The organism is Leptolyngbya sp. AS-A5, assembly GCF_039962495.1.
GTDB lineage: Bacteria > Cyanobacteriota > Cyanobacteriia > Leptolyngbyales > Leptolyngbyaceae > Leptolyngbya.
In genome coordinates this window covers 15,389-40,787 of sequence record NZ_JAMPLL010000029.1, presented here as the reverse complement: position 1 = coordinate 40,787, position 25,399 = coordinate 15,389, and the positions used below count along the sequence as shown (strand labels likewise).

At 45.6% G+C, this 25,399-nt stretch carries 31 protein-coding genes and 1 pseudogene; 22 read left to right on the top strand and 10 right to left on the bottom strand.

Going from position 1 to position 25,399, the window contains the following annotated elements:
• The 14 genes and pseudogenes from NC980_RS21745 to NC980_RS21680 form a co-directional block, all read left to right on the top strand.
• Positions 1-1,161: pseudogene (locus NC980_RS21745) on the top strand (hypothetical protein); the annotation flags it as partial.
• Between the two features lie 6 nt (positions 1,162-1,167).
• Positions 1,168-1,770, top strand: coding sequence for a hypothetical protein (locus NC980_RS21740; RefSeq protein WP_190375167.1), 603 nt, complete (start codon positions 1,168-1,170; stop codon positions 1,768-1,770).
• 297 nt (positions 1,771-2,067) lie between these two features.
• Entirely contained in the window at positions 2,068-2,412 is a 345-nt protein-coding gene (locus NC980_RS21735; protein ID WP_190375166.1) for a hypothetical protein, read from the top strand.
• 94 nt (positions 2,413-2,506) lie between these two features.
• A complete protein-coding gene (locus tag NC980_RS21730) occupies positions 2,507-2,746 on the top strand; it encodes a hypothetical protein (protein WP_190375165.1) in 240 nt (79 codons plus the stop codon).
• Positions 2,747-2,901: 155 nt separating this feature from the next.
• Positions 2,902-3,717, top strand: coding sequence for a pentapeptide repeat-containing protein (locus NC980_RS21725; protein WP_190375164.1), 816 nt, complete (start codon positions 2,902-2,904; stop codon positions 3,715-3,717).
• A 7-nt stretch (positions 3,718-3,724) separates the two neighbouring features.
• A complete protein-coding gene (locus NC980_RS21720) occupies positions 3,725-4,123 on the top strand; it encodes a hypothetical protein (RefSeq protein ID WP_348254070.1) in 399 nt (132 codons plus the stop codon).
• 193 nt (positions 4,124-4,316) lie between these two features.
• Positions 4,317-4,901, top strand: coding sequence for a hypothetical protein (locus NC980_RS21715; RefSeq protein ID WP_190375162.1), 585 nt, complete (start codon positions 4,317-4,319; stop codon positions 4,899-4,901).
• Positions 4,902-4,921: 20 nt separating this feature from the next.
• On the top strand, positions 4,922-5,707 hold the full coding sequence (locus NC980_RS21710; RefSeq protein WP_348254069.1) for a hypothetical protein: 786 nt from the start codon (positions 4,922-4,924) through the stop codon (positions 5,705-5,707).
• Positions 5,704-5,886 (top strand): hypothetical protein, encoded by a 183-nt coding sequence (locus NC980_RS21705; RefSeq protein ID WP_190375160.1) that lies wholly within the window; start codon positions 5,704-5,706, stop codon positions 5,884-5,886. The genes NC980_RS21710 and NC980_RS21705 overlap by 4 nt, the downstream gene beginning before the upstream one ends.
• Before the next feature lie 86 nt (positions 5,887-5,972).
• Positions 5,973-7,337, top strand: a complete 1,365-nt coding sequence (locus tag NC980_RS21700) for a pentapeptide repeat-containing protein (protein WP_190375159.1) — start codon at positions 5,973-5,975, stop codon at positions 7,335-7,337.
• Between the two features lie 59 nt (positions 7,338-7,396).
• A complete protein-coding gene (locus NC980_RS21695) occupies positions 7,397-8,428 on the top strand; it encodes a metal-dependent hydrolase (RefSeq protein ID WP_242026518.1) in 1,032 nt (343 codons plus the stop codon).
• Positions 8,429-8,941: 513 nt separating this feature from the next.
• Positions 8,942-9,142 (top strand): hypothetical protein, encoded by a 201-nt coding sequence (locus NC980_RS21690; RefSeq protein WP_190375158.1) that lies wholly within the window; start codon positions 8,942-8,944, stop codon positions 9,140-9,142.
• Positions 9,143-9,191: 49 nt separating this feature from the next.
• Positions 9,192-10,169 carry a hypothetical protein gene (locus tag NC980_RS21685; protein WP_190375157.1) on the top strand — a complete coding sequence of 326 codons (978 nt, stop codon included), beginning with the start codon at positions 9,192-9,194 and terminating at the stop codon, positions 10,167-10,169.
• Positions 10,066-11,028: a hypothetical protein gene (locus NC980_RS21680; RefSeq protein WP_190375156.1), complete on the top strand. Its 963-nt coding sequence runs from the start codon at positions 10,066-10,068 to the stop codon at positions 11,026-11,028. The genes NC980_RS21685 and NC980_RS21680 overlap by 104 nt, the downstream gene beginning before the upstream one ends.
• Here the strand turns inward: NC980_RS21680 and NC980_RS21675 are convergent.
• From NC980_RS21675 to NC980_RS21665, 3 genes are all read right to left on the bottom strand, one after another.
• A complete protein-coding gene (locus NC980_RS21675) occupies positions 11,025-12,221 on the bottom strand; it encodes a hypothetical protein (RefSeq protein ID WP_190375155.1) in 1,197 nt (398 codons plus the stop codon). The genes NC980_RS21680 and NC980_RS21675 overlap by 4 nt on opposite strands.
• A 20-nt stretch (positions 12,222-12,241) precedes the next feature.
• Positions 12,242-13,504, bottom strand: coding sequence for a hypothetical protein (locus NC980_RS21670; RefSeq protein ID WP_190375154.1), 1,263 nt, complete (start codon positions 13,502-13,504; stop codon positions 12,242-12,244).
• Between the two features lie 62 nt (positions 13,505-13,566).
• Complete coding sequence (locus tag NC980_RS21665) at positions 13,567-14,205, bottom strand: hypothetical protein (RefSeq protein WP_190375153.1); 639 nt, start codon at positions 14,203-14,205, stop codon at positions 13,567-13,569.
• A 119-nt stretch (positions 14,206-14,324) separates the two neighbouring features.
• Here NC980_RS21665 and NC980_RS21660 point away from each other — a divergent pair, with 119 nt between their 5' ends.
• The 5 genes from NC980_RS21660 to NC980_RS21640 all read left to right on the top strand — a co-directional run bounded on the left by NC980_RS21660 (position 14,325) and on the right by NC980_RS21640 (position 19,056).
• Positions 14,325-14,906, top strand: coding sequence for a thermonuclease family protein (locus NC980_RS21660; protein WP_190375152.1), 582 nt, complete (start codon positions 14,325-14,327; stop codon positions 14,904-14,906).
• Between the two features lie 401 nt (positions 14,907-15,307).
• Positions 15,308-15,880: a hypothetical protein gene (locus tag NC980_RS21655; RefSeq protein WP_190375151.1), complete on the top strand. Its 573-nt coding sequence runs from the start codon at positions 15,308-15,310 to the stop codon at positions 15,878-15,880.
• Positions 15,881-15,955: 75 nt separating this feature from the next.
• On the top strand, positions 15,956-17,407 hold the full coding sequence (dprA, locus tag NC980_RS21650) for a DNA-processing protein DprA (RefSeq protein WP_190375150.1): 1,452 nt from the start codon (positions 15,956-15,958) through the stop codon (positions 17,405-17,407).
• A gap of 23 nt (positions 17,408-17,430) precedes the next feature.
• Positions 17,431-17,943 carry an HAD family hydrolase gene (locus NC980_RS21645; protein ID WP_190375149.1) on the top strand — a complete coding sequence of 171 codons (513 nt, stop codon included), beginning with the start codon at positions 17,431-17,433 and terminating at the stop codon, positions 17,941-17,943.
• A gap of 87 nt (positions 17,944-18,030) precedes the next feature.
• Entirely contained in the window at positions 18,031-19,056 is a 1,026-nt protein-coding gene (locus NC980_RS21640; RefSeq protein WP_190375148.1) for a DUF3644 domain-containing protein, read from the top strand.
• 51 nt (positions 19,057-19,107) lie between these two features.
• On the opposite strand, the gene NC980_RS21635 is transcribed toward NC980_RS21640, so the two are convergent.
• Genes NC980_RS21635 through NC980_RS21625 form a run of 3 tightly spaced genes read right to left on the bottom strand, consistent with a single transcriptional unit; the run spans position 19,108 to position 20,010 of the window.
• Positions 19,108-19,476: a hypothetical protein gene (locus NC980_RS21635; protein ID WP_190375147.1), complete on the bottom strand. Its 369-nt coding sequence runs from the start codon at positions 19,474-19,476 to the stop codon at positions 19,108-19,110.
• 50 nt (positions 19,477-19,526) lie between these two features.
• On the bottom strand, positions 19,527-19,745 hold the full coding sequence (locus NC980_RS21630; protein ID WP_190375146.1) for a hypothetical protein: 219 nt from the start codon (positions 19,743-19,745) through the stop codon (positions 19,527-19,529).
• Between the two features lie 4 nt (positions 19,746-19,749).
• Positions 19,750-20,010: a DUF2188 domain-containing protein gene (locus NC980_RS21625; RefSeq protein ID WP_190375145.1), complete on the bottom strand. Its 261-nt coding sequence runs from the start codon at positions 20,008-20,010 to the stop codon at positions 19,750-19,752.
• Positions 20,011-20,263: 253 nt separating this feature from the next.
• On the opposite strand from NC980_RS21625, the gene NC980_RS21620 reads away from it, so the two are divergent.
• Entirely contained in the window at positions 20,264-20,797 is a 534-nt protein-coding gene (locus NC980_RS21620) for a site-specific integrase (RefSeq protein ID WP_190375144.1), read from the top strand.
• 199 nt (positions 20,798-20,996) lie between these two features.
• Here NC980_RS21620 and NC980_RS21615 read toward each other — a convergent pair whose 3' ends face one another.
• Positions 20,997-21,536: a PsbP-related protein gene (locus NC980_RS21615; protein WP_190375143.1), complete on the bottom strand. Its 540-nt coding sequence runs from the start codon at positions 21,534-21,536 to the stop codon at positions 20,997-20,999.
• A 302-nt stretch (positions 21,537-21,838) separates the two neighbouring features.
• Positions 21,839-22,252, bottom strand: a complete 414-nt coding sequence (locus NC980_RS21610; protein ID WP_131604112.1) for a nuclease A inhibitor family protein — start codon at positions 22,250-22,252, stop codon at positions 21,839-21,841.
• Positions 22,253-22,311: 59 nt separating this feature from the next.
• Between NC980_RS21610 and NC980_RS21605 the strand changes: the two genes are divergently transcribed.
• Positions 22,312-23,175: a DNA/RNA non-specific endonuclease gene (locus NC980_RS21605; protein ID WP_190375142.1), complete on the top strand. Its 864-nt coding sequence runs from the start codon at positions 22,312-22,314 to the stop codon at positions 23,173-23,175.
• A 174-nt stretch (positions 23,176-23,349) separates the two neighbouring features.
• On the opposite strand, the gene NC980_RS21600 is transcribed toward NC980_RS21605, so the two are convergent.
• Complete coding sequence (locus tag NC980_RS21600) at positions 23,350-23,919, bottom strand: peptidoglycan-binding domain-containing protein (protein WP_190375141.1); 570 nt, start codon at positions 23,917-23,919, stop codon at positions 23,350-23,352.
• 322 nt (positions 23,920-24,241) lie between these two features.
• On the opposite strand from NC980_RS21600, the gene NC980_RS21595 reads away from it, so the two are divergent.
• Positions 24,242-24,853, top strand: a complete 612-nt coding sequence (locus tag NC980_RS21595) for a sigma-70 family RNA polymerase sigma factor (RefSeq protein WP_190375140.1) — start codon at positions 24,242-24,244, stop codon at positions 24,851-24,853.
• Positions 24,854-24,906: 53 nt separating this feature from the next.
• Here NC980_RS21595 and NC980_RS21590 read toward each other — a convergent pair whose 3' ends face one another.
• Positions 24,907-25,161: a hypothetical protein gene (locus tag NC980_RS21590; RefSeq protein WP_190375139.1), complete on the bottom strand. Its 255-nt coding sequence runs from the start codon at positions 25,159-25,161 to the stop codon at positions 24,907-24,909.
• Between the last annotated feature and the right edge of the window lie 238 nt (positions 25,162-25,399).

Genomic DNA, 25,399 nt, shown 5'->3' with positions numbered 1-25,399 from the left:
GGGATTTGCCGCACGATTCTTATTCGATCTAGTTGGTCAGAAGGACTTCACCTCTACATTCCATTGCCTCATGCGGTTCAAACGTTTGGATTAGCTCAGGCGATCAAGCAATGTTTAGAAGCGCAGGGATTAACGATCGCACCAGGACAACTCGAAGTTTTTCCGAACTGTAAGGCTTATGCCATCCCCGGCACTTATACCGAGTACAACGCCCACCGACTACCCTTGCAGCCCAATTCAGGGTCTTGCCTGCTGGATGACGACTACAACCCAATTAGCCACGATTTAGGACAATTCTTTCAGCAGTGGGACATTGCGGCAGCGGGACAGGATCTCTCTGAATTGACGAGTGCGATCGCGATCTCCCGAACGAATAACCGCAATCGACGGAAGCGCCACACCACGATCGTCGAAGACTGGCTCCAGGACTTACGGGCTGAGATTCAAGAGGGTTGGACTGGCTACGGGCAAACAAATCACTTATTGAAGACGATCGCTTGTCATGGAGTCGTTTTTGAGGGACTGAAAGGGGATGCCCTCGCTCAATACGTTCTAGAAACTGCGACGAACTTACCAGGCTACGAGGAATGGTGTCAGCACCAACATGAGATCAGAATGCGATCGACGGTTTGGGCAAGGTCAGCCGAGAACTACTACTGGGCATTAGGGAGCGATCCGAAGCGATTAGGGAATGCCCACGGTGATGAAGGTGAAAAGGTTGTCCCGTTCAATGTTCTGCGCTCAGAAGATGCTCAGAGACGAATTAAGGCTGTTGTTTCTCGCTTGGAACAGGAAGGGCAGTTCCCCTCAACTGCAACTGCTAGAGCGAAATTAATTGCTGCTGAGGGAATCAGTACCCGAACCCTCTACAACCACCTCGAACTCTGGCATCCCATCCACTATCAATCAAGATCGTGTAAAACAGCCCAGCCAGAGACAATTACAGCGATCTCTGAGCCTGATCCTGAAGATCCACCAAAATCGCTAGAACTCAGTGAGGAAAGGAAATTTTACACATTGGGGGGGGATATGAAGAGTGAGAGGAATAATCCACCTGCTCTACTCGATCAGCTTGCATTTAATCTTGAATTCTTTGGCTCGGAGGCTCGTTTACATATTGCGAAACCCTTAGAGAAGCTCAATGAAGTGAATGACAGTTAAACCGAAATGCCAAAAGTCAAACGCTTTTATCAGGGTGAACAACTTTCGCTATTTCCAGACCTGCTCAATTTGAAAGCTTCGAGGTTTGCAATGTGCGACATTGAACCGAAAACAATTCGATTTTCAACAGGAGAGCGATCGCAAAAAGTGCGGGTTGGATTAGTGATCGTACAAAATGACTCCGGCTGTGTTCGAGTTCGATACCTTGAAGCTGGAGAGATGCACCAGACCGACGTTTCGCCAGATCGAATTCTTCCCCTAGAACGTGCCAGGGTGAAAGTGAAAGGCAATCAGGCGGACATTATCCAGGATGCGATCGCACGACTGGAGATAGAACGGGACACCCTCAGAGCAGAGGGGACAATTGCACCGGAACATTGCTGGATTGAAACTGGGAAGGTGAAGGGTCGCCAGTTTCGACAAGCTTGGTGGCGGAGTACGCAGGCGATGTTCGACTCGAAACGTTCTAGGGGAAAGGTCAAGTCTTGCTATATCGGTGAGGAGGGTAGCCCGGAGCATCAGGAGGCGAAACGACAGAAGTATCGACGCGATCGGTTGAAGGAAATCGATCGACATTTGGAAATGCTGATGAAATGCAGTGAAACTTAAAATAGCTGATCTATTGCTTCTTGATTCCGAATATGGCTCAGAGTTATGAACGGTTCTAACGAAGGAGCAGCCGACTACGATCTCCCGTTTTGACCTTGAGGCTGTCGCTAGGATGAACGATTCAAAATTCTCCAATGTACAGGACGCTCCTGATCGTGCCCATACTCCTTTATTCTGAAATTGTGTCTCAACTACTTTTATCTCCGAAATAAGAATCTTTTAGAGTGAAGCTTACAAGGTGCTACAAGTCTTGCAAGAATCAGCACAAGTCAATCACTCAGTGAAAGGATTTAGATAATGCTAAAACGAATGGCATCTACGATCGCTGTCCTTACCACGCTTGGAATTGCTTCTACATCTGTGTCTGTGAACGCTGCTCCTGCACGATGGGAGTATCAAGGAGTTGCTTCTACTGGCGAGAAAGTTTACCTCAATTTGGATTCAATTAATTTGGATCAACGCAGCAGGGGTTACTTTTTCGTTTATCAAATCGGCAAAGACCGCCCATTTGCTTACACTCCTTGTGATGGTCGTTTTCAGGTTGCTGGTCCAGATGGGACTGTTTTCGGTCCGTTCATGAAACCTCAATCTGAAGCAACCCAGAAAATGCTCGGACGAGTTTGCACCTATCGCGCCCGTTAGTCCTAAATTTCGGCTTAATGTTTAAGGCAGGTGTAGAAGCAGTGTTAGAACTGCTCCTACACCTGCATCTTCCATTAGCTTTGAGGCTCATACGATGTCAGAAATTCCGCGACAACTCACACCAGAGGAACTGCGTCAGTGGGAGGCAGCGATTCAGGGAGCTGATCGACACAACATTCTTTGTCATTGTCGGGAGTGCGATCGCGAGTGGGTGTCATCAAAACCGGAAGCCTGTCAGTGTGAGAGCAAAAGAGTGGAGTATATTGCTTGTCGGCAGTTTCCAGAGGGCTGGGGGAAATGCGGGCGATGCTTGAACAGGCTATTGAAGAGATGAGCGTAAGTGATAGCTACTCGTGACACTGCTTAAAACGCTTGTAAAGCGATTATGTAGCTGACGCTATACCTACTCCTAATTTCTTAAATTCTTAATTTTTTACAAGGAAAATTCCATGTATTTTAAGTAGTAAGTCTTGGGAGATATCCTCACCGATGAGCAATACTAGTAATGATCCATCCAGTTTGAGTAAGGTTCAGAAACACATTGTTGTACGACTATGGGAATCAACTGGATTCCGTGGAAAAACACTGTGGGATATCATGCAACTTCTTATTGTTCCTACAGCGCTATTAGTTGGTGGTTATGTCTTAAATGAGGTAGCAGCAGAAAGAGACCGAAAGAACGAGGATCTTCGACGCAAAAATGATCAAACGCTCGCCGATCTCCGCTATAAAAACGACCAATCGCTTACCGATCTCCGCTACAAAGGAGAAGTGCTGAAAAACTACTTTGAACACATGACTACCTTACTTTCAGATGAAGGGTTGGCTCAATCCAAGAAGGGGAGTGAGGTACGCAGTATTGCTAATGCTAGAACACTCTCTACACTGCGAGAACTAGATGAAGAGCGGAAAGGTATACTGCTGAAATTTTTGCATGAGGCACAGCTTATCGATTCTTCTAGTCGAGCAGGCAAGGGATCAGTCCTCTCGCTAAGACGTGCTGACCTGCGTAGTGCTGATTTGCGATTTGCTGATTTGCAGAATTCATCTCTAAAGACGGCTGAGCTTAGTGGCGCTAATCTGAGCTTTTCCGACTTACGAGGTGTTGACTTACGAAGTACTGACTTAACAAATGCAAATTTGGGCTACGCAAATTTAAAGAACGCTAAATTAGATGCCAAACAATTAAGTGATACACAGTTAAGAAAATCCTACTTGTGTGAGACTACGATGCCGGGTGGGACGAAGAGCAATCGCGACTGCGACAAATTCAACAAAGACGGTTCTCTCAAACGGAGAAACTAACTCTTTTTTGTCGATCTCTTTCCTTCCATCGGGCAATCTGACAGCAACAGTTTTGTACTACTTCATGCTGTCGATACACGAACAAACTAAACAGGGCAAGAAAACGAGATCGCGCATTCTGGCAGTTCTCACCGAGACAGACGGACTCACCCGCAACGAGTTAGTTGAACGCTCCGGTCTCACTTATGAACAGGTGCGGCGACAGACCCGAAATCTTCACGTCTCAGGCGAGATTGAGTCTCGGTTGGTTGATAGAGAGCAGCGTTATTTCATCAAGAGCGCGAAGATGAATCCCTCGACGGCAATTTTCTTATCGGCACTTCTCATCGTCTGGATGCCAGTTCTGATCGCTCCAGTTGGTGAAGAGGATGTTAGGAATAATCGGCAGAATCTGACAAGCTCCTGATAGATAAGCTGGATTCATGTGAATAGCTTCATTGTGGAAAGATCGACCTTTCTCCGCTCAATTCTGATGACTGTGGATTTCCGGTCTTCATCAACTCTTTACGGTGGCTGACCGGAATTCCGGTGAAGTCTCGGACAGAAAAATTTCTACGAAGTTCGCATAATATGTGCAGTTGATTCAAAAGTTTTCCGCTATGACTGACCAGAATTCCGCCGCTGTTGACCAGAATTTCACCACTGAGATGCAGTACCGACCGGACGAAGTTCAACGAGAATTTGATATTAAATCTGCCGCTTACTACGAGCGAATTAAGTTCTTGGGCATCAAAGCTCATAAGGATGCGAAAGGAAAAGCCTACCTCGACCAATCGCAATTTGATCGGATGAAGCGACTCGATCAACACATTCGAGAAACGGGCGAAATGGATGGATTTGTTGATAGTGAAGGTGGCGAACTTGCTCCGATAGAGTCAGCCAATCTTGCAGCAGTGGAAGGAGGCGACCTGGCAGAACCGATTCCGACACTGGAGGAGCCGACGATCGAGAACGACTTGGGCAAGCAGATTTTCCGGGAAGCCGCAGAACTGAAGACCTCCGAGCTACTGATGCGACCCGCGATCGTGCGAGAAGTTGCCAACCGCATGACGAAGGACGGCTTACCCGATGACCTCAGAAAACAGGTAGAACGCAGTGAGGAGGCAATTCGCCCAAATTTTCACCCCAGTGCGATCGCAGACAAGCTACTCAGCCAAATTCGCCAGAGCCGACAAGTGGCGTAGATGAAGATGCTCTAAATAAGGTGTGTGCTGTGATCGAATCCGGTCACAGCGTTCTTGTCATTGGAGAGACGGGATCAGGGGTCGATGATCTCGCGGTTGCAGTTCGTGATCGTTTCGAGGGTGAATTCACCTGCGCCACCGAAACCTATAAAGGTGCAACGAAAACCTTCTTCAAGTCGCTGGCAGAACAGGTCGATGTACCGACCGAAATCGAGGTTGGTGAAGGTAAGTTCAAGCCGATGAATGTCGAGGAGATGAAGGACGAGATTCTCTCGAATGCTTGTGAGGATTGGTTGTTTATCCTGCCCGAAGCGAAACGACTTCCGGCGAGTATTCGATATTGGTTGGAAGATGCGATCTCATCCGGCGTGAAAGTTGTTGCTTTCAGTCCGATTAATCCCGGTCGCGATGTGTTTCTCCGAATGCTGGAAGTCGAGCTAGAACTGCCTTCGGATGCTCATATTCGTAATGTGATGACATCAGAGGCACAACGGCTCGGTTTACAGATTGATCAGTCTAGAATTGCGGAATTGCAGCCACTTGCGGGACGAAACCCGATGATTGCGCGGAAGGTGATCCAACGCGAGAAGTTGGGCATGAAGCAAGACAAAGTGGAACACACTCAGGGAATTGTGATTATGCCGATTCTGGTCGCTGCATTGTTCTCATTTGCAGTGGTGCGATTTGTGGGACTGGGAACCAACAATAAGGGACTCTACATTGCTGGTGGAGTGTGTTTGACCGTGGGAATGGCGTTGAAGCAGTTGGGTAGAGTTTCGGGGACGAGGAGGAAGTTGGGGCAATGAAAACGTTGGATTTGTTGCTGAAGAAGTTTGATGAGTATGGATTTGAGGATTTTGCAGTCTTTGCCGATCGCGTTGTCGTGCTGTTTGCGAATAGCGATCGGTGGGAGAAGCTACCGGAGTCGGTTAGGACTGAGATTCTTGAATTGTTGGAGCGTCAATTGGAGAGAGTTGAGCAGTAATGTCATAAACTCAAGATTTACGTATTCCGATTTGTGCGAATCTACCACTGTATTCGATATGGGGTGGCTGAAAGGATTGCTCATAGATGGGTCAATATTTAGACTGGGTACGGAATCACAAGTGGTTTAGTGTCGCAATTTTGGGCGGAGTCTTAGGATTATTTTTGGGAGGTGACTGGTACAACATTCAGTATGAAAAAGTAAGCAACCTCCGACAGCAGAGCCAATTGTTGCAAAAACAAATTGATGCGCTTGATAAAGATAAATTTGCGAAAGATAAGCTCTCTCTGGAAAAGGACTTGATTTCGCTGGAGAAGGATCGGCTCACCCTAGAAAATTCGATCACGGGAAGCGCGATTCAAGCAGTCGGTGGACTGCTTTTATTGGTAACTGCTTGGGTGTCAATACAGAATTTAAGATCGACCCAAAAAAGTGTTGAATTAGCTCAAAAAGACTTAGAAGCTACACAGGAAATAGCTCAAAAAAACTTGGAAGCTATACAGGAGAAGCAGGTTACAGAGCGATTTACTCAAGCAATTACTCAGTTAGGCAGTGATAAGTTTGAAGTCCGACTTGGAGCAATTTATTCACTAGGTCGAATTGCTAAAGATTCAGGGAAAGATCGCTGGACAATCATAGAGATCTTAATATCCTTTATTCAGGAGAGGTCACCTCGGTTAAGGGCGAGTGACTCTAATGGTACCGAGCAGACAGCGCCTATACCAGAAACTTCAATAGTTCGAGTTACAAAAGATGTTCAAGCTGTATTGACTGTTATAGGACGAAGGGATGTGGAAGATGGTGAGGAGCCAATCAATTTATACAACGTTTATCTAGTAGGAGTTGTTCTACAAGGAACTTTAGATAAACAGTCAAACTTGAGAAATGCACATCTAGTCAAAGCAGACTTGCGTGAAGTCAAGCTGAATGAGGTGGATCTGAGCGAAGCAAATTTGAGTGAAGCTAAATTGAGTCAAGCTTATCTACGTAAGGTGAATCTGCGTGGCGCGAGACTACATGGAGCAACGATGAGTGGAACCGAATTTAAATCAGTAATCTGGCAAGGAGCAGATTTATTCATGGCAGACCTGACATCCGCAGTTCTAAAGGGAGAGGATTTGTCAGCAGTAGAGATGTACTTAACTGTATTAACTAATGCAAAGATGAGTGATGCAATCTTTAAAGGATCAGATTTGCGTCAGTCAAATTTGGATGGTGCAGATTTAAGAGGAGCAGATTTTCGAGGAGCAAAACTTAATGGAACAATTTTTTGCTGTGCACAGCTTGATGGAGCGAAATTCGGTGGAGCAACATTTAATAATAAAACGAACTTTATATGTGTAACTGGATTAGATCCAGATGAAATCATACTTGCCAACAACTGGAAAGAAGCACAATTTGATACTGAGTTCGAGAAGAAGCTTGCCTTACTGTCCGAACAAGAATCATAGACATTGAAATGCAGATATTAAGGGCAACATAGCAGTAAGTTTCAGAACTCTTGCACTCTATGATGTCCGTCACCCATGCCGCGATCGCAACCGCAGGCACTTCCCTAATTCTCGGAACCGCTGACCCCCTAGCACTCTTCCTATCGCTAATCGGGTCGCAGCTTCCAGACTTGGACACCAGCACAAGTTACATCGGGCAAATTTTCTTTCCGGTCAGTCGATGGCTGGAGGCAAGATTCCCGCATCGGACGATCACGCACAGTCTGTTAGCGACTGGATTACTTTGCGCGATCGCACTCCCCATCGGCTACTTCGCTAACAATCTCCTCATCTGGTCTGCTCTGCCACTCGGACACCTGCTAACCTGCATTGCTGACTGCTTCACCGTCAAGGGCGTTCAGTGGTTCTATCCCATCCCTGCTTGGTGCTGGAGTGTGAGCAATCCGAAGCGCAGAATCACGACCGGGGAACCGAGCGAGTATTGGGTGTTGGTGACTGCGATCGCGCTTCTCGTTGTGGGGTTACACCTTGGAAGCAGTGGCGGACTCACCCAGCAGATCACAACCGCTCTGGGCATGACGGATGGAGCGATCGAGGTTTACAACAAGAAATCCCCGACTCATCACGTTTGGGCGGACGTAAAAGGGATTTGGAGTAGCGATCGTACTCGTGCAGACGGGCGCTATTTTATCGTTGCGAATGAAGGTGATCAATTCATCCTGCTCGATTCCAGAGGCATCTACAAAACAGGACAGCAGATTTTAACAGAACGAATTGCGCCTGCGGTTGGAAGTTCAGCCACTACGCAGATTCAGAGCGTTTCACTTGTAGATGAGCCAATAGTACAAAAGCTCTCAGAAATTGCTGGAACTTATCCGAATGCGTTAATTCTTGTGAGCGGTTCGATCTCCGTTGACCTGCCTGAAAATGTTCGGCTCCCAGTTGTGCCAAATCGTTATATATCTGCACAAACGGCAGGAACAAGCGTGAATTATTCCTTTCATCTGGTGGAACAGGTTCTAGGCGAAATGACCGACCAGTACGGAACAGGAACACTGACATTGAAAGTGATTAGCCCTAGACCACAATAGTTTTATTAGAAAAAACAATTTTTATAGTTTTAGTAACTAAGAGCATTTTTATAATTTTTTTAATATAAACAAAACCAGTTTGTACGCAATAAATTTATTGGGATTTTGAATTGTTGATGCAATCTGCAATCTGCGATCTGCAATCGTATAGCTTTTCAATTGACGTTTTAATCAATCAAGTGAAACCTTTGTATAAATGTACAAAGGTTTGCGCTGTCTTGATTCTGAGAATCTGTAAATTAGGTTGATTCTCGAAATGTGCACACAAATCTCCGCACACGTTCGGAAGGGTCGCCAGAAAACCCGGGCATTCCGGAGAAATACGAAACAGAGAGTCCAAGTGAACTCTAAACGAACTCTGAACGAACCTAGAAAATTAAGAATTAGCCTTGATTTTTACAAGAATTATGTCACACTAAAAAGCAGTTCACCTGTCCGGCAAGACTTAGGGTGAACCGCTCAATTAGTCATTTCGTCCGGTCTCAATGACCGTCCTTTTGCATGAATCTTAGCGTGAATTCCCGATTTCCTCAACCCCGTGACCCGCGAATCTGGCTGATTGTGGCGATCCTCGCTTTGAGTACAGGATTAACGATCGCAGGCTACGCCTTCAAAGTGTCTCTCGACCTTACCCCTGCTGGAATTCAATTTCAATTAGAGGGCAACCCCCGGCATCAGTCTCTTCCACCTGCACCCTTGCTTGATCGCAAATAGGTTCAGGACTACCGAGGGCACACTACTTTAAGTGATCGCCCTCGTTCGCATGAAACGTTTATTCTTACTCAGTTTCCTCCTCTGTAGCTGTACCGCGCAAGCACAAAACCCAACGCCTACCCCAAGCCCTTCTGTCATCCCCAGTCCCACAGCTTCACCCACTCCCGACACCCGAACAAAGCGCTTCACCCTGGAATTGAGCCTATCTGCGCCAGAGGATTTGAAAGTCCGTGAAGGTGATGTCGTTGTGATGGGTCAAGTATTGAGCGATCGCACTCGTGAAAGACAACGATTAGAAGCGCAGAAAGCCCAAGTCTTGATCCAACTCGATCGACTCAAACAAGCGCTAATCAAACCCCTTCCGCCTAAATCCGCGTCAGATATCGCCAACCTTCCAACGCCATCGTTTCTAGAGGAAGAGGCAGAAATCGATCGCAAGCAAGTCATCCTTCAGCAAGTCGAGCAGGAATGGAGCCGACAGCAGCGCAAGATTGATTTGTTGCAGGGCATGAATCCGAATGAACTTCCCCCTAGCACTCTGCCTCACGAACAGGAGAAGTTACGGCAACGAGAGCGGGATGTTAAACAAGCCAAGGCTGAATTAGAACTCTCACGGGCAAAACTTGATCGAGCTAAGGAAAACTACCAATATCGGCAGTACGAACACTCATTGGAAGTCAGCAAACGCAGCATCGATATTGAACGGCAGCAGCAAGAATATCAGAGGCAGTTACAGGAATACGAGCAGCAAGAGCGCGATCGCACATTCCAACTCGCTCAAGTGAATGTGCAGTTACAGAACTTAGAAACACAGCTTACAAACTTATCGATCGTCAAGAGTGCCTACAATGCCAAAGTTCAACGGGTTCGATGGAAAGGTCAGAATAATCAAATTCTCACTGTTGAACTTACTCTTATTGTCGGTGATCTGCGAAACGTCCCTCGCTCAAAGCAAATCAGTTCCGGCAATTCAGACGACACAAAGCCAGAAACGCTCCCCTTCCAATCCCCAAATTCTGAGCGATGAAGAGTCAGAGCCAGAAGAGTCGAGCGAGAAAAAGACTGAAGACCCCGATGCACTCAAAGCCGATGAGAACCCGCTAAATCCGGCTGGAGACTCCCTTGATCGCCTAATTCAGATGCGAATTAATGATGACTTGTGGAAAGGGATACTGGGCGATTTACCCTGCCTGGATATGTCGAATTCCTGCATCCAGCAATTGCAGCAAAAAGCGATCGAGTCTTCCCCGGAACTCAAAGCGATCGATGAACGGGTGCAAGTGATCGAACAAAAAGTCGATGAGGCGAAACGAAACAACCAAGCCACGGTTCGATTAGGAGTGTTTGAACCCTTGGTGCAGTCCTGGCTCAAAGTCGAGGAGGTTCCGACCGTCGCGGGTCAGCCAGCGAGGAAACGAGGCTTAATCAATCGAATTGGCGATTTGTTCTTCGGTAACACGCTCAGTTCGGTGAATGAAATTCTCTCGCTTGTCGGTGTGCCACTGTTCAGAAACGCAACTGGGGGAGATTCAGCCGCTCAGAGTCGGGCGATCGCGATCGGAGATTTGCAGGTGAAACTTGCCGAGATTCAAAATAAGCGGGGTGAAATTGCGGCGAAACTGCGTGAGACTGTCATCCTTCAGGTTCTCGACTTCGATCAGACTCGTCGTGAATTCCAAATCTCTCAGGAAATCGCTCGCAGACAGGCTCTACAGCATCGATTGATTGAACTTGACTACAGATTAGGGAATGGAGAAACGACGCAGTTCTTAGGCAATCTGAACGCATTAGACAAACAAAAAGCCCAGACCTTTCGGGAATGGGCAAGACTGCGATCGCAGATGATGAAAATCAAATTGATTGTTCTAGGGGCGGGTGAGAATTAGCATCTTGGAAGCTGGGACGGCATGAATGATCGAATCGGTTCAGTATTTGTGGTCAGAGTGAGATAGCCGATCATATTTGCTGGATAGTTGTTTGTGAATGTCACCTGTCCTTGAGCGTTGCTAGTCGTCCGAAGCGTGAATAAAGTGCTGGATACGAATCTTAGAGCGTATTGCGTCGATGGTTTTAACTGCCTCACAGTCACGGTTCCATTCGCGTTTCTGCATTGTGAGCCTACAGGGGCAGGTGTAGCTTGCATTGAGATCGTGAATGTGGCTGAAGTTGTATGAGTTCCATCGCTCACACTAATTTGAATCAGACTATTTGCATTCACATCTTTGGGCTTGATTGTCAGTGTCCGATTTGTGCCAGTGCCGCTTAGAGTTGCGGATTCAAACACGGCAGGAAGGAGCTTATTCGCATTGGTTGAAACGGTGAGGTAAGCCAGGGGTGTATCTGGATCAGCGATCGTAAAAGGAATCTTCCTCTCTCCTAGTCCCGATACCAGATTCCACGGTGAACTCGTTGCACCGACCGTAATTGTGGGTGGCTGTGGGGGTGGAGGTGTATCGACAATCGCTTGATTGCTCATTGGAGTCGCTAACGGGGGCGGAAAACTCGCAGCTTTGTAGAGTTGTCCTCTCTGGCAGAGAAGCCGTTCTGACGTGGGCAAATCCGCGATCGCAAATCTGGCAATCTTGCCGTTGATCGTGGGTAATAGTGGCTTTGCACCCAAGCTTGTACCGGATAGCCGGATGAAGCCACAGGCATTTGCTTTTAGATTCCTCTGGTGTCGCTGATTCAAGTAAATGACGTTATACCAGCGATTCACAGGTTTGGGTAATACGACAATGCCATCTGGAGTTTTGAACAGTAGAGGTCGCGATTCTGCTAACTGACCATTTCGGCAAGGTGGCAAAAGTTCCACAGGTAACTGAGCCGGATTGATGCCGATATCTTCGACTGCGATCGTATGGGTCACATCTCGAATGATTAGCAAACCGCAAGCGTTCGGGCTTAATGTTTTCATTGCTGTTTCATCGCGTGAAGCTTGCACCTGCTGGAAAGGTTGTAGCCCATAAATGAAGACAGTCCCCGATTTATCCTTGAAAATTCTCCCTTGTTCAGTCGCCAAGGTTGGAGCAGCAAACAAACTCATTGCTGTGAAAGTAGCGATCGCCGCTAATTTTCTCATCGTTCAAAACTCCTCAAGACTTAACAGTTTCCAACTGTTGGCAATGGAGCTTGTCGAACTATGTCATAGTTCTGATTGAAAACATAGATGTTTCGATCACCGTCAGACCACTCGTTATCAGGCGCAGGGTTGACATTAAACTCAACAGTACCGGAACTATCTGCAACTCCAGAATAAGAGTCTGACCAATCATCAAAACCAAGTATGTAGCTTCGATTAGGACTTAGAGTATCTGCACGAAATCCGTTTGGAGTTCGACAAAACGTTAAGAACACACCGCTTTCAAGCGAAACGAGCATGAACTTAGAGCTTGCTGCCCCGTTGCTCGTGGCAGTAATTTCAATCGAGGCTGATCCCTGATAGCCGCTAACAGGTGTAATTGTTAGTGTGCGATTTGCACCAGAGCCACCCAAAACAGCAGATTGAATTGCACTAGGATTCAACGATCGAACAGAAACGATCGCATTAGGATCAGATACAGAAAAGCTAATCGTACTACTATTGCCTCTTAGCTCGATTCGATCTGGAATCCCGCTAATTGTTGGTGGTGTGTTTTGCGGTGGTGGTGTCTGTCCTCCTCCTGCGGTTCCTCCACTTCCTGCGGTTCCTCCACTTCCTGCGGTTCCTCCATCATCGACAATCGTTTGATTGCTCATTGCTGAAGCGAGTGGGGGCGGGAAGCTCCCAGGTCTGTAGAACTGCCGACGCTGACAGAGAATCTGCTCCCCAGTAGGCAAGTCTGCGATCGCAAATCGCGCCACTGTGCCAGATGTCGTTGGTAGTAAAGGCTGACTGCCCAAAGAATCGCTCGGAAGCCTCACAAATCCACAGGCGTTCGCTTTAATGCTTCTGAGTGAACGGCGATCGAGCATTGAAACCTGATAGCGGCGATTCGGTGCAAGTGGGATAACGACATCACCCGCGGCAGTCCTAAACGGTTGCGATCGTGGTTCTGCCAACTGCCCATCCTTGCAACTGGGTAGGAGCTGCGTCGGTAGAGTGGCATCACTCAAAACTTGCCCTTCCACTCGAATCCGTCCGACTGCTTGAGTTTTAGAGCGACGGACTGTGAGCAAGCCACAAGCATTTGAGGTGATGAATCGTGCCGGGGGAAAGTCTCGACCTGTTTCGATTTGCTGTCCTGGTTGTAAGCCATAGATGAAAATTGCGCCGGATTGGTCTTTGTAAATTCGTCCTTGCTGAGATGCTTGGGCGGGTGTGGCAGTCGTAATCAACGCTGTAATTGAGAGCGCGATCGCTGCAAATTTAAGCCATCGTTTCATAGTTCCTCACAAAAAAAGAAACCCCTGGCAACAGGGGCAGAGATGAAAAGCAACGAATCAAGTTATTGGCTCATTCCGGTTGGAGTAAACAACGTGCCATTTCTGCAAATCGGCTCATTCATCGTGATCGGAATTGCGCTGATTGTGGTGGGTGTATCGTTGCCAATTTTCACTTGGGTTGTTCCCATCAATGGGGCGCTGGTACTTCCGCGCAGAGTAGCAAATCCGCAAGCGTTAGCCCGAATATTCCGGATTACATCAGCCGTATAGGTTGCGTTGTAGGAAGTGTTGGGAGTCTTGACAATTACGACATCTCCGGTTGCCGTTTTGAAATCTGCGGTGCGTGGTTCTTCCAATGTCCCATCTAGACAACGAGGAATCAGACGAGTCGGAAGCGTTGCTTGATTGATCGTCACGCCATCCACCGATTTCAAGCCAGATAACGGAGCCGTAGGAGAGCTTCGGAGAATAATGAGTCCGCAAGCGTTCGCGCTCACTCTTCGAGTTCGGTCAGCACCGATGAAAGTAACGGGCACATCCGCACCAGGAGTTTGTTCGCCAATGTAGACGATTGCCTGCCCGTTGCGCTCGACTTTGAAAACGTCGTTCCCGTTGTACATCTGCGCTGATGCACCGGAAGCAAGAGCAGGCAATGTCGAGAGTGCGAGACCTGTTAGAGCTGCAATTTTTCTAACGTTCATGAACTTGAATCAACTGAGTAAGGTTAACCTTCCCATGAATCACTGGGAATCCTGAAACCTATATTCACCAACGCCCAGATCGCAGAACTGTGAAAATACGCAAAATCAGTAAAGCTTTAATGAATTCCTTGCCCCTTGTGGCGATCGCTGTCCTTGGCGTGATGGCATGGAATAAACAACAGGATTCCGCTAATGCCCGTGTAGACTACGATCAAGCGAATTCTAATTATGTGAGTCGTCCTAATGCGGATCGATCGAGCAAGCATCTCAAAGCTGATCGAGTTCTTGATGGCGACACAATCAAACTTGCAAATGGCGAAATGGTCAGACTCTGCGGGATTGATGCACCGGAGAAATCACAACCACTGGGAATGGAGTCGAAAGCTAAATTACAGCAGTTGATCCAGCAGGCTGGTAATGATGTGATTTTGGTTGAGACAGAGCGCGATCGCTTTGGTCGCATCGTGGGAGATCTCTTTGTGCGAAATAAGGCGAGTCGCAACCCAGATGAGGAATTCTTCGTGAATGGGGAGATGGTTCGATCTGGGATGGCTTATCACTACGCTCGATATTCCCGGAACTGTAGCGATCAACAAGCGCTGGAAACGTCAGAGGGACTTGCTAAGTCTAAAAAGCTTGGTGTGTGGAAGGGTAATCATGAAAAGCCTTGGGATTTTCAGAGACGGCAGAGAGGCAAGTAAATATTTTAAGTGTAAGAAAATAAGCCTTATGTAACTTTCAAAAATTAAAGCGTATTGAATGTCAGAAACTACTTTTGAATTTGGAGGATAAGTTCCAGCTTCAAACTAACTTCACGTGCTTAAGGCATTGAATGTTATTTCTGTGATCCGTTTTGTTGCTAATGATCATGCAACATTGGTTTGTCCATAATAATTTAGCCTCCTTTCTTTAAGGCTTTTGAAGCTTATTATACAAAGGTAGGGCTGAATTGGTAAGAGAACAGATTTCATTCAGAACCTAATCCGTAGTTCTTAAGTGAACTAGAAGTAATGTCTGCAATGGACAAAATACTGAAATGAGCGACAAGCCCATTTCATATACTTTGCAAATGGGAAAAAAATTACAAAGGAGATAAGCCAGCATGATTTTTCTAAATCCAGCTTATAACGATTTGGACTCAACTATTTCTTTCGGAAACTATCACCCACATAAGCTAAGTGATGGCACTAAAAATCCTAACTTCGATAAGTGGAGTGGGCGAATTCTTGACATTAAGGAAAATAGACCAGGGTCAATCGATTTTTTCTTTAATCATGTCAATGGCCTGCTCTCTCAAAATTTTGCGATCGCTGTTGTGCCGTCGCACAATTCTGAGAAAGTAGATTCGGGCATACGGCGACTAGCTCAAGAACTAGCTAAATTCGGTCGAATTGATGCTACATCTTGTTTGATTCGTCACACTACAATTGACAAGCTTTCATCTGGGGGCAATCGAAGTCTTGATGTTCATCTTAATTCGATTGGAGTAAAAAGTTTGCAAATAATCGGGAATCGAGAAGTATTACTTCTTGATGACGTTACAACTTCAGGCAATTCTTTAATAGCTTGTGAGCGTCTATTGAAACAGGCAGGAGTTCAAGTAGTTCAACGTGCTGCATTAGGACAAACAGTAAGAGATGTCTCAAGTCAAAATGTTGAATCTGCTTGGACATAGAATTCTCAAATTTGTCATAAATCTGAGAAGATTAGGTGTAGCCACAGCTTTTAGACTAGCAGTAGAGACCCAAACGTGACATATCAGGAACTTGATAGATCTTTGATCTTCACATTGCTTTCATTGCCGGGATTTGGCAGAAAAACAGTGCAACAATTCCTTAGCTGCCTGACTTTTTCTCCTACAAATCCGCGTGAATTAAGAGATGCCCTAGCAGAGGTCAAGAAGAACGTTTCTCATCTAAAAGTTCCTGAACTTGCTCAACTAGAACAAGGTCTTCTCAATTTCGACAGAGCGCTCTCTAATGCTGAAAACGCTGGTGTTGACATCATTGGAATTGGCGAGCCTCAATTCCCAGAGAAGCTAAAGAACATTCCCGATCCCCCCATGATTCTCTATGCTAGAGGCAACATGGATTCCCTAAAGCCAGAACAATCAATTGCTGTAATTGGAACTCGTTCACCTACTGAGCAGGGTCGAAAGAGTGGAAGACGAATCGCTAAAAGGTTTGCTGAGCAAGGATTGACTATTGTTAGTGGTTTAGCTGAAGGCTGTGATACGGCAGCCCATGAAGGATGTCTAGACGCTCAAGGATTTACTGTAGCTGTCATGGCTCATGGGCTGCATATGATCTACCCAGCCGTAAATCGCGATCTAGCAGATAGAATCGTTGCTTCTGGTGGATGTTTGGTTAGCGAGTATCAATTAGGTCAGAAGCCCTTCAAAAGTTCATTTGTTGAACGCGATCGCCTTCAAAGTGCTTTAAGTTCTGCTGTTTTGATTATTGAGACAGATGTAAAGGGTGGAACTATGCACACTGCTGGCTTTTGTCTTGAGCAGGGCAGAACGCTAGCTTGTCTCAACTATCCAGCTCATCATCAGTCTGATAAATCTAGGGGCAACCTCAAACTCATTCAGGAGAAGAAAGCAGTTCCATTATGGAACCCTAATGAGATTGATGATTTCTTAGAGTATGTCTTCAACGTTGATCCTAAAAAAGAGATAACTGAGCTTCGTTCTGAGAAATCTCATGAGATTGACCTTGAAGAGGTTCAGCCTACTGTTGATGCTGATGCTGTGTTTAGTCTGAATCTAACTTTGAGTAAAAACGAGCAAGAACAGTTTGTAGAACGATGCCACATGCAAGGTCAAACTCCTATTCAGGTTACGGAGACACTAATTAGACAATACCTAAAAACAAACGTTGGTTCTAGACCGGAAGAACTCTCTCCTGTACGCAAAGCTGATTCAGGGCAACTAGCTCTCTCTTTTCTGGAAGAGACAACTCAGCAAACTGCTGAGGCTAAACCTCCTAGTGTCACTATGAAAGTGTCCACAACAGGAACTTCTCTCGACTCAGATATCCTTACCCAAGAAGAGTTAGCCATGCGACTTCAAGTAAGTACTAACACCTTGCGGACAAGAAAGAAGAAAGATGACTTCGGTGACTGGAGTAGTAAGAAAGATCCTGATGGACACCCTTGGCAGTTCCTAGAAGACATAAACAGGTTTGAACTTCTCTTTTAATACGCTCTTTTGTGACTTCATCTATGGCTATTTTGATTGATCTCGATCAAACACTCATCAATTCTCAGTTAGCGGAATCTCAACGGCGAGCTAGAAATTGGCAATCCGTTTATCAGATGATTCCAAGCCTACTACCTTATCCAGGAATGACGGAGTTACTTGCTGATCTTAAAATTGCAGGTTTACCAATCTGTATTGTTACTTCCAGTCCTCAGCCTTATTGTGATCGAGTGGTAACAAGATGGGGTTGGAACATTGATGCTACGGTTTGCTATCATGATACTTCCAACAAAAAACCACATCCAGAGCCAATCTTATTAGCTCTTAAGAAATTGAACGTGGAAGCTAAGAGCGCAATCTCAATTGGAGATGCAGCAAAAGACACCCGATCTGCCAAGAGTGCTGGCGTTTTCTCCATCGGTGCAATGTGGGGAACTTTGGAGAGAGAGCAACTTTTGCAGAGTAAGCCAGATTTACTTTGCGAGACGATAGAGGACCTAAGAAGAACACTTTTTCAGAAGTTTGAAGTTTCTTGATTACACTCTGAATGATTTATACAGTAAGTTAAAAATGAGAATGGCTGTAATATTTATCAAGCGTGTTAGACAGGCTTCTCAATAGAAATGCAAAGAAAGAGTGGTAATCCAGGACTCAAAGGCAAGTTATTAGACAAAAGTATCGAGGCGTACGTTTTATCTCTGGAAACTATTAATCGCTTATCAATTAAGTACAGGATTGAGACTTTTGCCTATTTGATTTGTAATGCTTGGGAACTGCTTCTCAAGGCTAAAATTTTGCATGAAGCCAACAATAAAAAATCATCTATTTTCTACTCAAATAAAGAGACCCAGAAAGCCAGATCTATCTCCCTTAGAAAGTGCCTCAATGAGGTTTTCATCGATACGAGAAGTCCGGTGCGTCGAAATATTGAGCTTATTGAAGAATTGAGAGACGAATCAACACATCTAGTAATTAGTCAAGTTCCCAAGGAGATTTTATCTCTTTTTCAGTCGTGTGTTCTGAACTATCACAAACACTTGAATGCTTGGTTTGGTATTTCTATTTCCGATCGCGTTCCAATCGGAATGATGACAATTGTTTATGATTTCAGCCCGGATGATTTTGATTTAAATAATAAAGCTCTTCGTCGGCAAATAGGGGCTGATACTGCCATGTATCTAATGAAATTCCAGGCAGAACTCAAGAAAGAATTCAACAGCCTTGGTAAACCTTCTGAATTTTCTATAGATATCGGTTATAAGCTTGCATTGGTTAAAAATCCCTCTAATGCTGACATCGTTTTAACATCTGGAGCAGAAGGATTACCAACTCATCTTATTGAAGTAGCGAAAGACGCTAGTAAAACTCATCCGCATCGTCAGAAAGATGTGATAGCACAAGTTAATGCTTCATTAAATGGTACAACTATCAGTCAATATGATATTCAGTGTATCGTTAAAATCTTTGATATCACTAAACGACCAGACTATTACTATCTAAGTTCAGTGCCAGGTTCTCCAAAGCAATACAGTCAGGCTTTTATCGAATGGATTGTCAGTGAATACAATGATGACAACACATTTTTCGAGCAGGTAAGGCAGAAAGCTAAGAGAGCTAAGAAAGGCGGGACCTGGTATGTTAAACGCTAAAATTCCTGCTCAAGCTGCCTGTTTCATCTCTGCATAGCTTTATTGGAGCATCTAAACTGAATCATCCTTCCATCCACAATGCTTACAGTCCCAGTGAACCCGCGCCGGATGAGTTTGCAGCATGGTTCTCTCACAATTCGGACATCTTCCCGTAAACATCGGATGCCAGCTCAACAAAGCAATCTGCTGTTCCCTTGTCCAACGCTGAACAGGATTGATCACCAACTCATCGCCATAATACGAAGCCCCTTCTGGCTCCCACAATTCATCGACTGGCAATGCAGCATCCAACTTGAAATCAGGGCATTGATTATCGGTGATTCTGACAGGATGAACCGCACAGGGTAAATGAAGGTTGCGAGTGTTGTAGAGACAGCGATCGCATTGTGAGGGAAAGTGATCGTCGTGCGGCTGGGTCATGACTTCAAATTCTTATTCATAACTGTAATTCTGCATCAATTACGTTGCCCTCAACTCGTCACCAATTGAGCCAGCTTCTTGATCTGCCGCTCCAGGTTCGCCACCCGTTTCATCAGTGACTCAACTGAATCGGGGTCAGTATGCCCAAGGTATTGTCCGAGCGCTTCTCGAACGATGTCACTTTCACTTTTGCCCGTTTCCTGGGTGATCCGTTTTATCTGGTTTTTCCAGCTAAAAGGGACTTTCGCCCCGACCATTGGTTGTCCCATAGTTCTAGTTGTCCGATGCGCTATCTGATGGAATGAAGTAGGGATAAAAACGTTGGGATCGAGGTTTGCGATAATTCTTGCGATCGCGCTCCACACCCTGCCGATTAAAAATCACCAATTCACAGCGTTGAGTAATCGCCAGTTCTCGCCCGTATTCGATTGCTTCTTCCTGGGTGTCAAAGATGGCAGTCACCCGCTTACTCCCCTCTTTCCTTACTGCCCACCCTTGAGGATGAGGAACAATATGTTGATGTCGTTTTGGCATGGTTGAAAGAACAAATTGTTATCGAGGACAACCGAGTTAACCTGCTGAGAATAGGATGCCCACGATCGACAGGTGAGCCACGAGCGTTAACTGAGCTAACCGAGTTGACCCTTATATTTCAGTCGCAATAAGGCAGGGGCATTCTCAATAAAAGGGTAGTTTTTAGGCTGATTTCTTGCCCAACTCCTGAAAGCCTTATGAGTTGGTTAAAATTGACTTGCTAAAATAGCAAAAGAGCAAGTCAAATGAAATTATGAAAGTCGATCGCAACGGACAGGCAGAAACACTCAGTGATGATCAACTTGAAATCTTATTTGCTGGATTGAGTCCCAGGATGAGACTAATTTTCTCGATCTGCTACTACACTTCTTGCCGAGTGAGTGAAGCGCTCAAATTAGAAGCTCAAGATGTGGTTGGCGATCGCATTGTGTTCCGACGAGTGACCACGAAGACTAAGCGAACTCGTGAGGTGAAAATTCCAACAAAATTACAGGCGTTGTTTAAGGAAACTCAACTGCCCAATTCAGGTTATCTGTTTCCAGGTCGGCACAAAGGACATTTAACACGACAAGCCGCAGATTTGGCACTGAGAGAAGCCTGTGAGTATTTAGGTTGGAGGGGAGTTTCGACACACAGTTTCAGGCGCACTGGAATTACGAAGCTACATGATGCAGGGGTTCCACTGCGAAGAATTCAGGCTCGAACGGGACACGCGAGTTTGAGTAATCTTGCCTTGTATGTGGACGTGCGGCGGGAAGAAGTTGATGCAGATGGGGAGTTGCTATAAGATTTAGCCGCGTAATTCAAGAAGTCTCTGGACATGAGACGCTGACGGCATTGCAGAAATATTTAGAGGTGAGTGAGCAGCAGGTGGAGGATGCGATCTCACATTTGAATTTCTAAGTTACAAGAAACGGTAAGGCTCATTGCTGTGAACCTCATGTAGTTCGATCTCGTTAATTGGCATCCGATCGCATTCGGAGCTATTAGCGTAACTTGAACGAGTTGTGAAGCCGTACAATCGCGCTTTCAGCATCTCGGTTCTCTGGACTGTAGAAGCTCGCCAGGATAGCCGTTTCATTACTTTTAAGTGGAATGTAAGTGATCACGCCATTTGGAAAGTCGAATTCTCCTTCATCCCACCATTGACGGGAAGCAGCTTGACCGTTGATCGTCAGCTTCTGAACTTTGACTGTTCTATTGGTAGCCCTTCTGTTCGAGGATTCAGAGGTTTCATCGATTCTGCCTGGAACGATGTAAATTTCGGTTTTGATGAGGAAAGGAGGAGCGCCCCCACCACCTCGTTTGGGTCGCTGTTGATTGTAGAGCGTTACTCGACCACTTCCCTGCCCCACAATCCAGCGATCCGGGAATCGAACTGAGAATCTACGAGTGCTGAAAGTTTTCTCGCTTGATTTAATCGTTGATGCCGAGACAGAATTCGATTCTGCCAGAGTGGAAGAGTGCAGAGATAGTGGAACTAGAAGAGTCGAGGCAATTGTCAGTGAGAGAAAGAATGGTTTCATTGTCCTTGTGAATCTAAAAGCGTGAAGCAGTGGAGGCTTGACTAAAAGTAAAGTAGCTTCAGTCCACCAATACAATTTTCAGACTGTTATCGGGAGTGTCAGGATGATCGAGAATTCATCATGTCTGATGAACCAGATAACCAGATTTCTGATTTACCACTTACATCTCATTACTCCGGTCTCCCAAACCTCGCTTCCAACGCTGCCACCATTACCTCGGTTATCGTCATCCCTTGCCGCTTGAATTCCGATGCCTAGTGTCGATAGGATGATTGTGTAGAAGACGCGATCGCACATCAACTCTAAGTTTCTACAACCTGAGCCGCGATCCCTACAACGGTTTTCGCCTCAGTTAGCCCAACAATGTAGACATCGATTTCAACTTCTCCCACCCGATAAACCTTGATATCGGAAAGCTTCTCTTTAAGTACCGAGAGAAGCGATCTATATCTCGCTGCTGTTTCCTTCTCTTCATCCCCAAACCAGTCTTGCTCCGTAATGACTGGCGCAAAAAACTTATCTAAATCCACTATTTCAACGGGAGCGGACGCAGAATGCTTCGTTTGTTCTAGAAGCTGTTCCTTTGTCTCGATCGCAGTGCGGTTCTCCCAACAAACGACCTGAATCGGTGCATCGGTTTCACTCATCCAGGTGAGATTTTCGACGAGTGTTTCCAGCATTGCAACGAGTTCATAAGTTCGATCATCTTCTTGCATAGTTTTATACAAATTCCCATACAATAACCGTGCAAACCATTTCAGGGAGGGGGTTTGAAATGTTTATAAATGTGTTCCAGGCGACAAAGATTAGAAGAATTTACTATGTGTTCTTCAGCATCCTAGTTTGTGCGCTGATTGTCATTCAAAGTAGCATTTCTGAGGCTCGGAATAATGGTAGCGCTCACCTGATTATGGGAACTCCCAGCGCTGCAACCACTGATCCTACGAATGAGGACGATTATCTCCTGATCCGGCGACAGTATGCTCTGTCCTACAACAACAGCAAGCGGATTGCGAATTGGGTGAGTTGGCAGTTGAATTCGTTCTGGTTGGGCAGTGTCGATCGCTGTTCAAGTTTCAGCCCTGATCCTGACTTACCCAAGAACTTCGTTGCTGTTCGACCGAATGATTACACGGGCAGTGGATTTAGTCGAGGGCACATGACGAGATCAGGGGATCGTTCTAGGAGTACGACCGACAACTGTGCGACCTTCTTCATGACTAACATTCTGCCGCAGACGCAAGACAACAATGGGGGTCCTTGGCTGCAACTTGAAGACCTATCCAGAGATCTAGCGCAGAAGGGCAATGAACTTTATATCATTGCAGGTGGTAACGGCAAAGGGGGAACCGGGACAAAAGGCTTTGCAACCGAGATTGGCAAAAATAAAGTGACCGTTCCAGCGACACTGTGGAAGATCGTTGTGGTGCTGGATCGTCCTGGTTTGGGCAATCGAGGCGTGACTGAGAAGACACGGGTGATTGCGGTGAATATGCCGAATATTGTAGGAATTCAGAGAAAGAGCTACACCGATTACCTGACGACGGTGGATGAGCTTGAGAAGCTGACAGGCTATGACTTTCTCTCAGATGTGCCGGAAGACGTTCAGAAGGTGATTGAAGCGAAGGAGGATAGGTGAGCTTCTCAGCTTCCAAATGCAGCATCTAACTCGGTAGTCTCTCAAGTGTGACCAAGAACTGATGGACATATAGAATTGTGTTCCAGAACAAGAGTTAAAGAATGTAATTCTTGCTCTGGAACTCCTCATCACCTTAAATTACACCCATAAAGCAGTCAGAGGCTCTCATTCTATTCACGAAAACTTTGCCTCTAAATTGAGTAACTCAACCCCTTGAAGATCAAGCTTCTTTCCTTCTCGATAAACCCTTTCAATCACACTTTGATCCTCTTTTAGAATTCCATCAATCGAATCTGTAGGAAGTCCTTGCTTCTCAAGTCGCTCCTGAATTCTACGTCGCAGCGCTCGAAATGCTTGCTTGGTAATTGGACCGAAAACGCCATCAATTTGACCGTTATAAAGTCCCTCTTGCTTTAGACGAGTTTGGGCTTCTTGCAACGAAGGTAAATCTGATTCGCAGGTATAGCTGCTTAATAAATGCTCCATCCAGGCTGAATCGATCACTGATTCAAGTTTCTGCTGCTGCTGCTGGATGAACTGTTCATCGATCAATCCGAATTCGTGCCCTAAAATGTGATCAATCTCATCGATCAGAAAGTCAAGCAATGGATCTTTCTGTGCCTGCTCTAAAATTTCCTGAACCCGATCTATTTCTGGATCACTTAACGTTCGCTGACATTCCAGCTTGTAGTACTCTTGGAGTACAGCCAGACGTTTTTGTGATTCTTGAATGAAGCTGTCCATAATGTTTTCCTGTGCGCGTTACTAAGACAAGACAATTCCAGCACCGCTACCTTGTTCAAAAGCAAGTAAAGCTTTGAGTTCTGTCTCCTAATAAATTAGGCTTAGACTCCAGAAAATAGGGGTAATGGTGATAGCGATTGAATCGCCTCCATACATCAAGTGTCAACGGGGCTAAGAATGTGACACATATCTACTCTAAAAGTTCTGAGTACAAATTTCTATCTAGCTGAGAACCCTAAAAACCAATAGTTGCTGTCACGCAGATGTCACAACTTTAGATTTAGTAACACTTAATCTATGAAGCCCTCACATTAGAACCCTTATGAATGACTCAGAAAAGGATTGTCAGAGAAGAGCGCTTGATGAAGTGATGGATCAGATCCTTAGCCAAGATAGTCCACACGCTTACTCGATAATTACAATGGTGAGGCATTATATTCAGCAATTTAAGCTAGACTCTCACGTTGAGCCTGCTGACATATTACATGAGGCTTATTTAAGGGGATTGAGAGCAACCGACCAAGGAACTCGAATTACTAGCTGTAGACCCTGGATCAAAGGAACTGCTCGTTATATTGTTCTTGAACGCTCTCGCCAGCGAAGAAGAGAACTGCCTACCGATCCACAAGCAGCCGTTCTGGATACATTATCTGAATCTGGTGATCGTTGCGAAGAGAGCCGCAATCACAATTTTACAATTTTTCTGAAAGTACTTGAGAGGTACAGATCTGAGAATCCAAGGGTTGCAGAATTAATGGACTGGCGATTTTTAGAGAAATTATCCTGGTCTGCTATTCGGAAACGTCTACTTGAACGCGATGGTGAAGCGCCTAGCGAAGAAGCTCTACGTCAGAGGGCAACTCGCGCCAAACGCGAATTGCGTCGTCTATTTCACGAATCAGGTGGCGAGTATGAACCGCTTCGCCAACTCTAAAGGATGTTTCACCTAACCCCTCATCTATACAAGACAAGGGGTTAAGATAAAGCTTAATTCTTCTTAACCAGCAGTTCAATAAAGCGGTTAATCTGCTCCATCAGTCGGACGCTGTTAGAAAAGACTCGCACAGTGGTATACAGGTATAGCCAAACCGTAATGCAGATGAGGGTTAAAGAACTAATCTGATCTAGAGTTTTGAGTGTAGCAGGGTCAAGAAGAACAGTATTTTGGTCTGTGCTGCTGATGCTAATTGAAGTAGGAGGTACAGCCGTGCTTGAATCGTCGAGCGAGGTGAAGTCATTCATGGCGAGGTAATCCTTATATTGGGGCTACAGTCTCGTCCTGCCCAGGCATCACTTAGCAATTCTATGAATGCTGAGAAATTTTGGGCATTCCAGTATCACCATTGACGTAGAAGCTGTCTATTCGTGCAAAATTGTGTTGTTCTAAGTATTAGTGCAATGAGTTTAAGTTTAGTGACTAAACTATTTTAAGGTTTATAATCTACGCATTGATTTCGTGTTTTACAAATGTTTCTCTTTA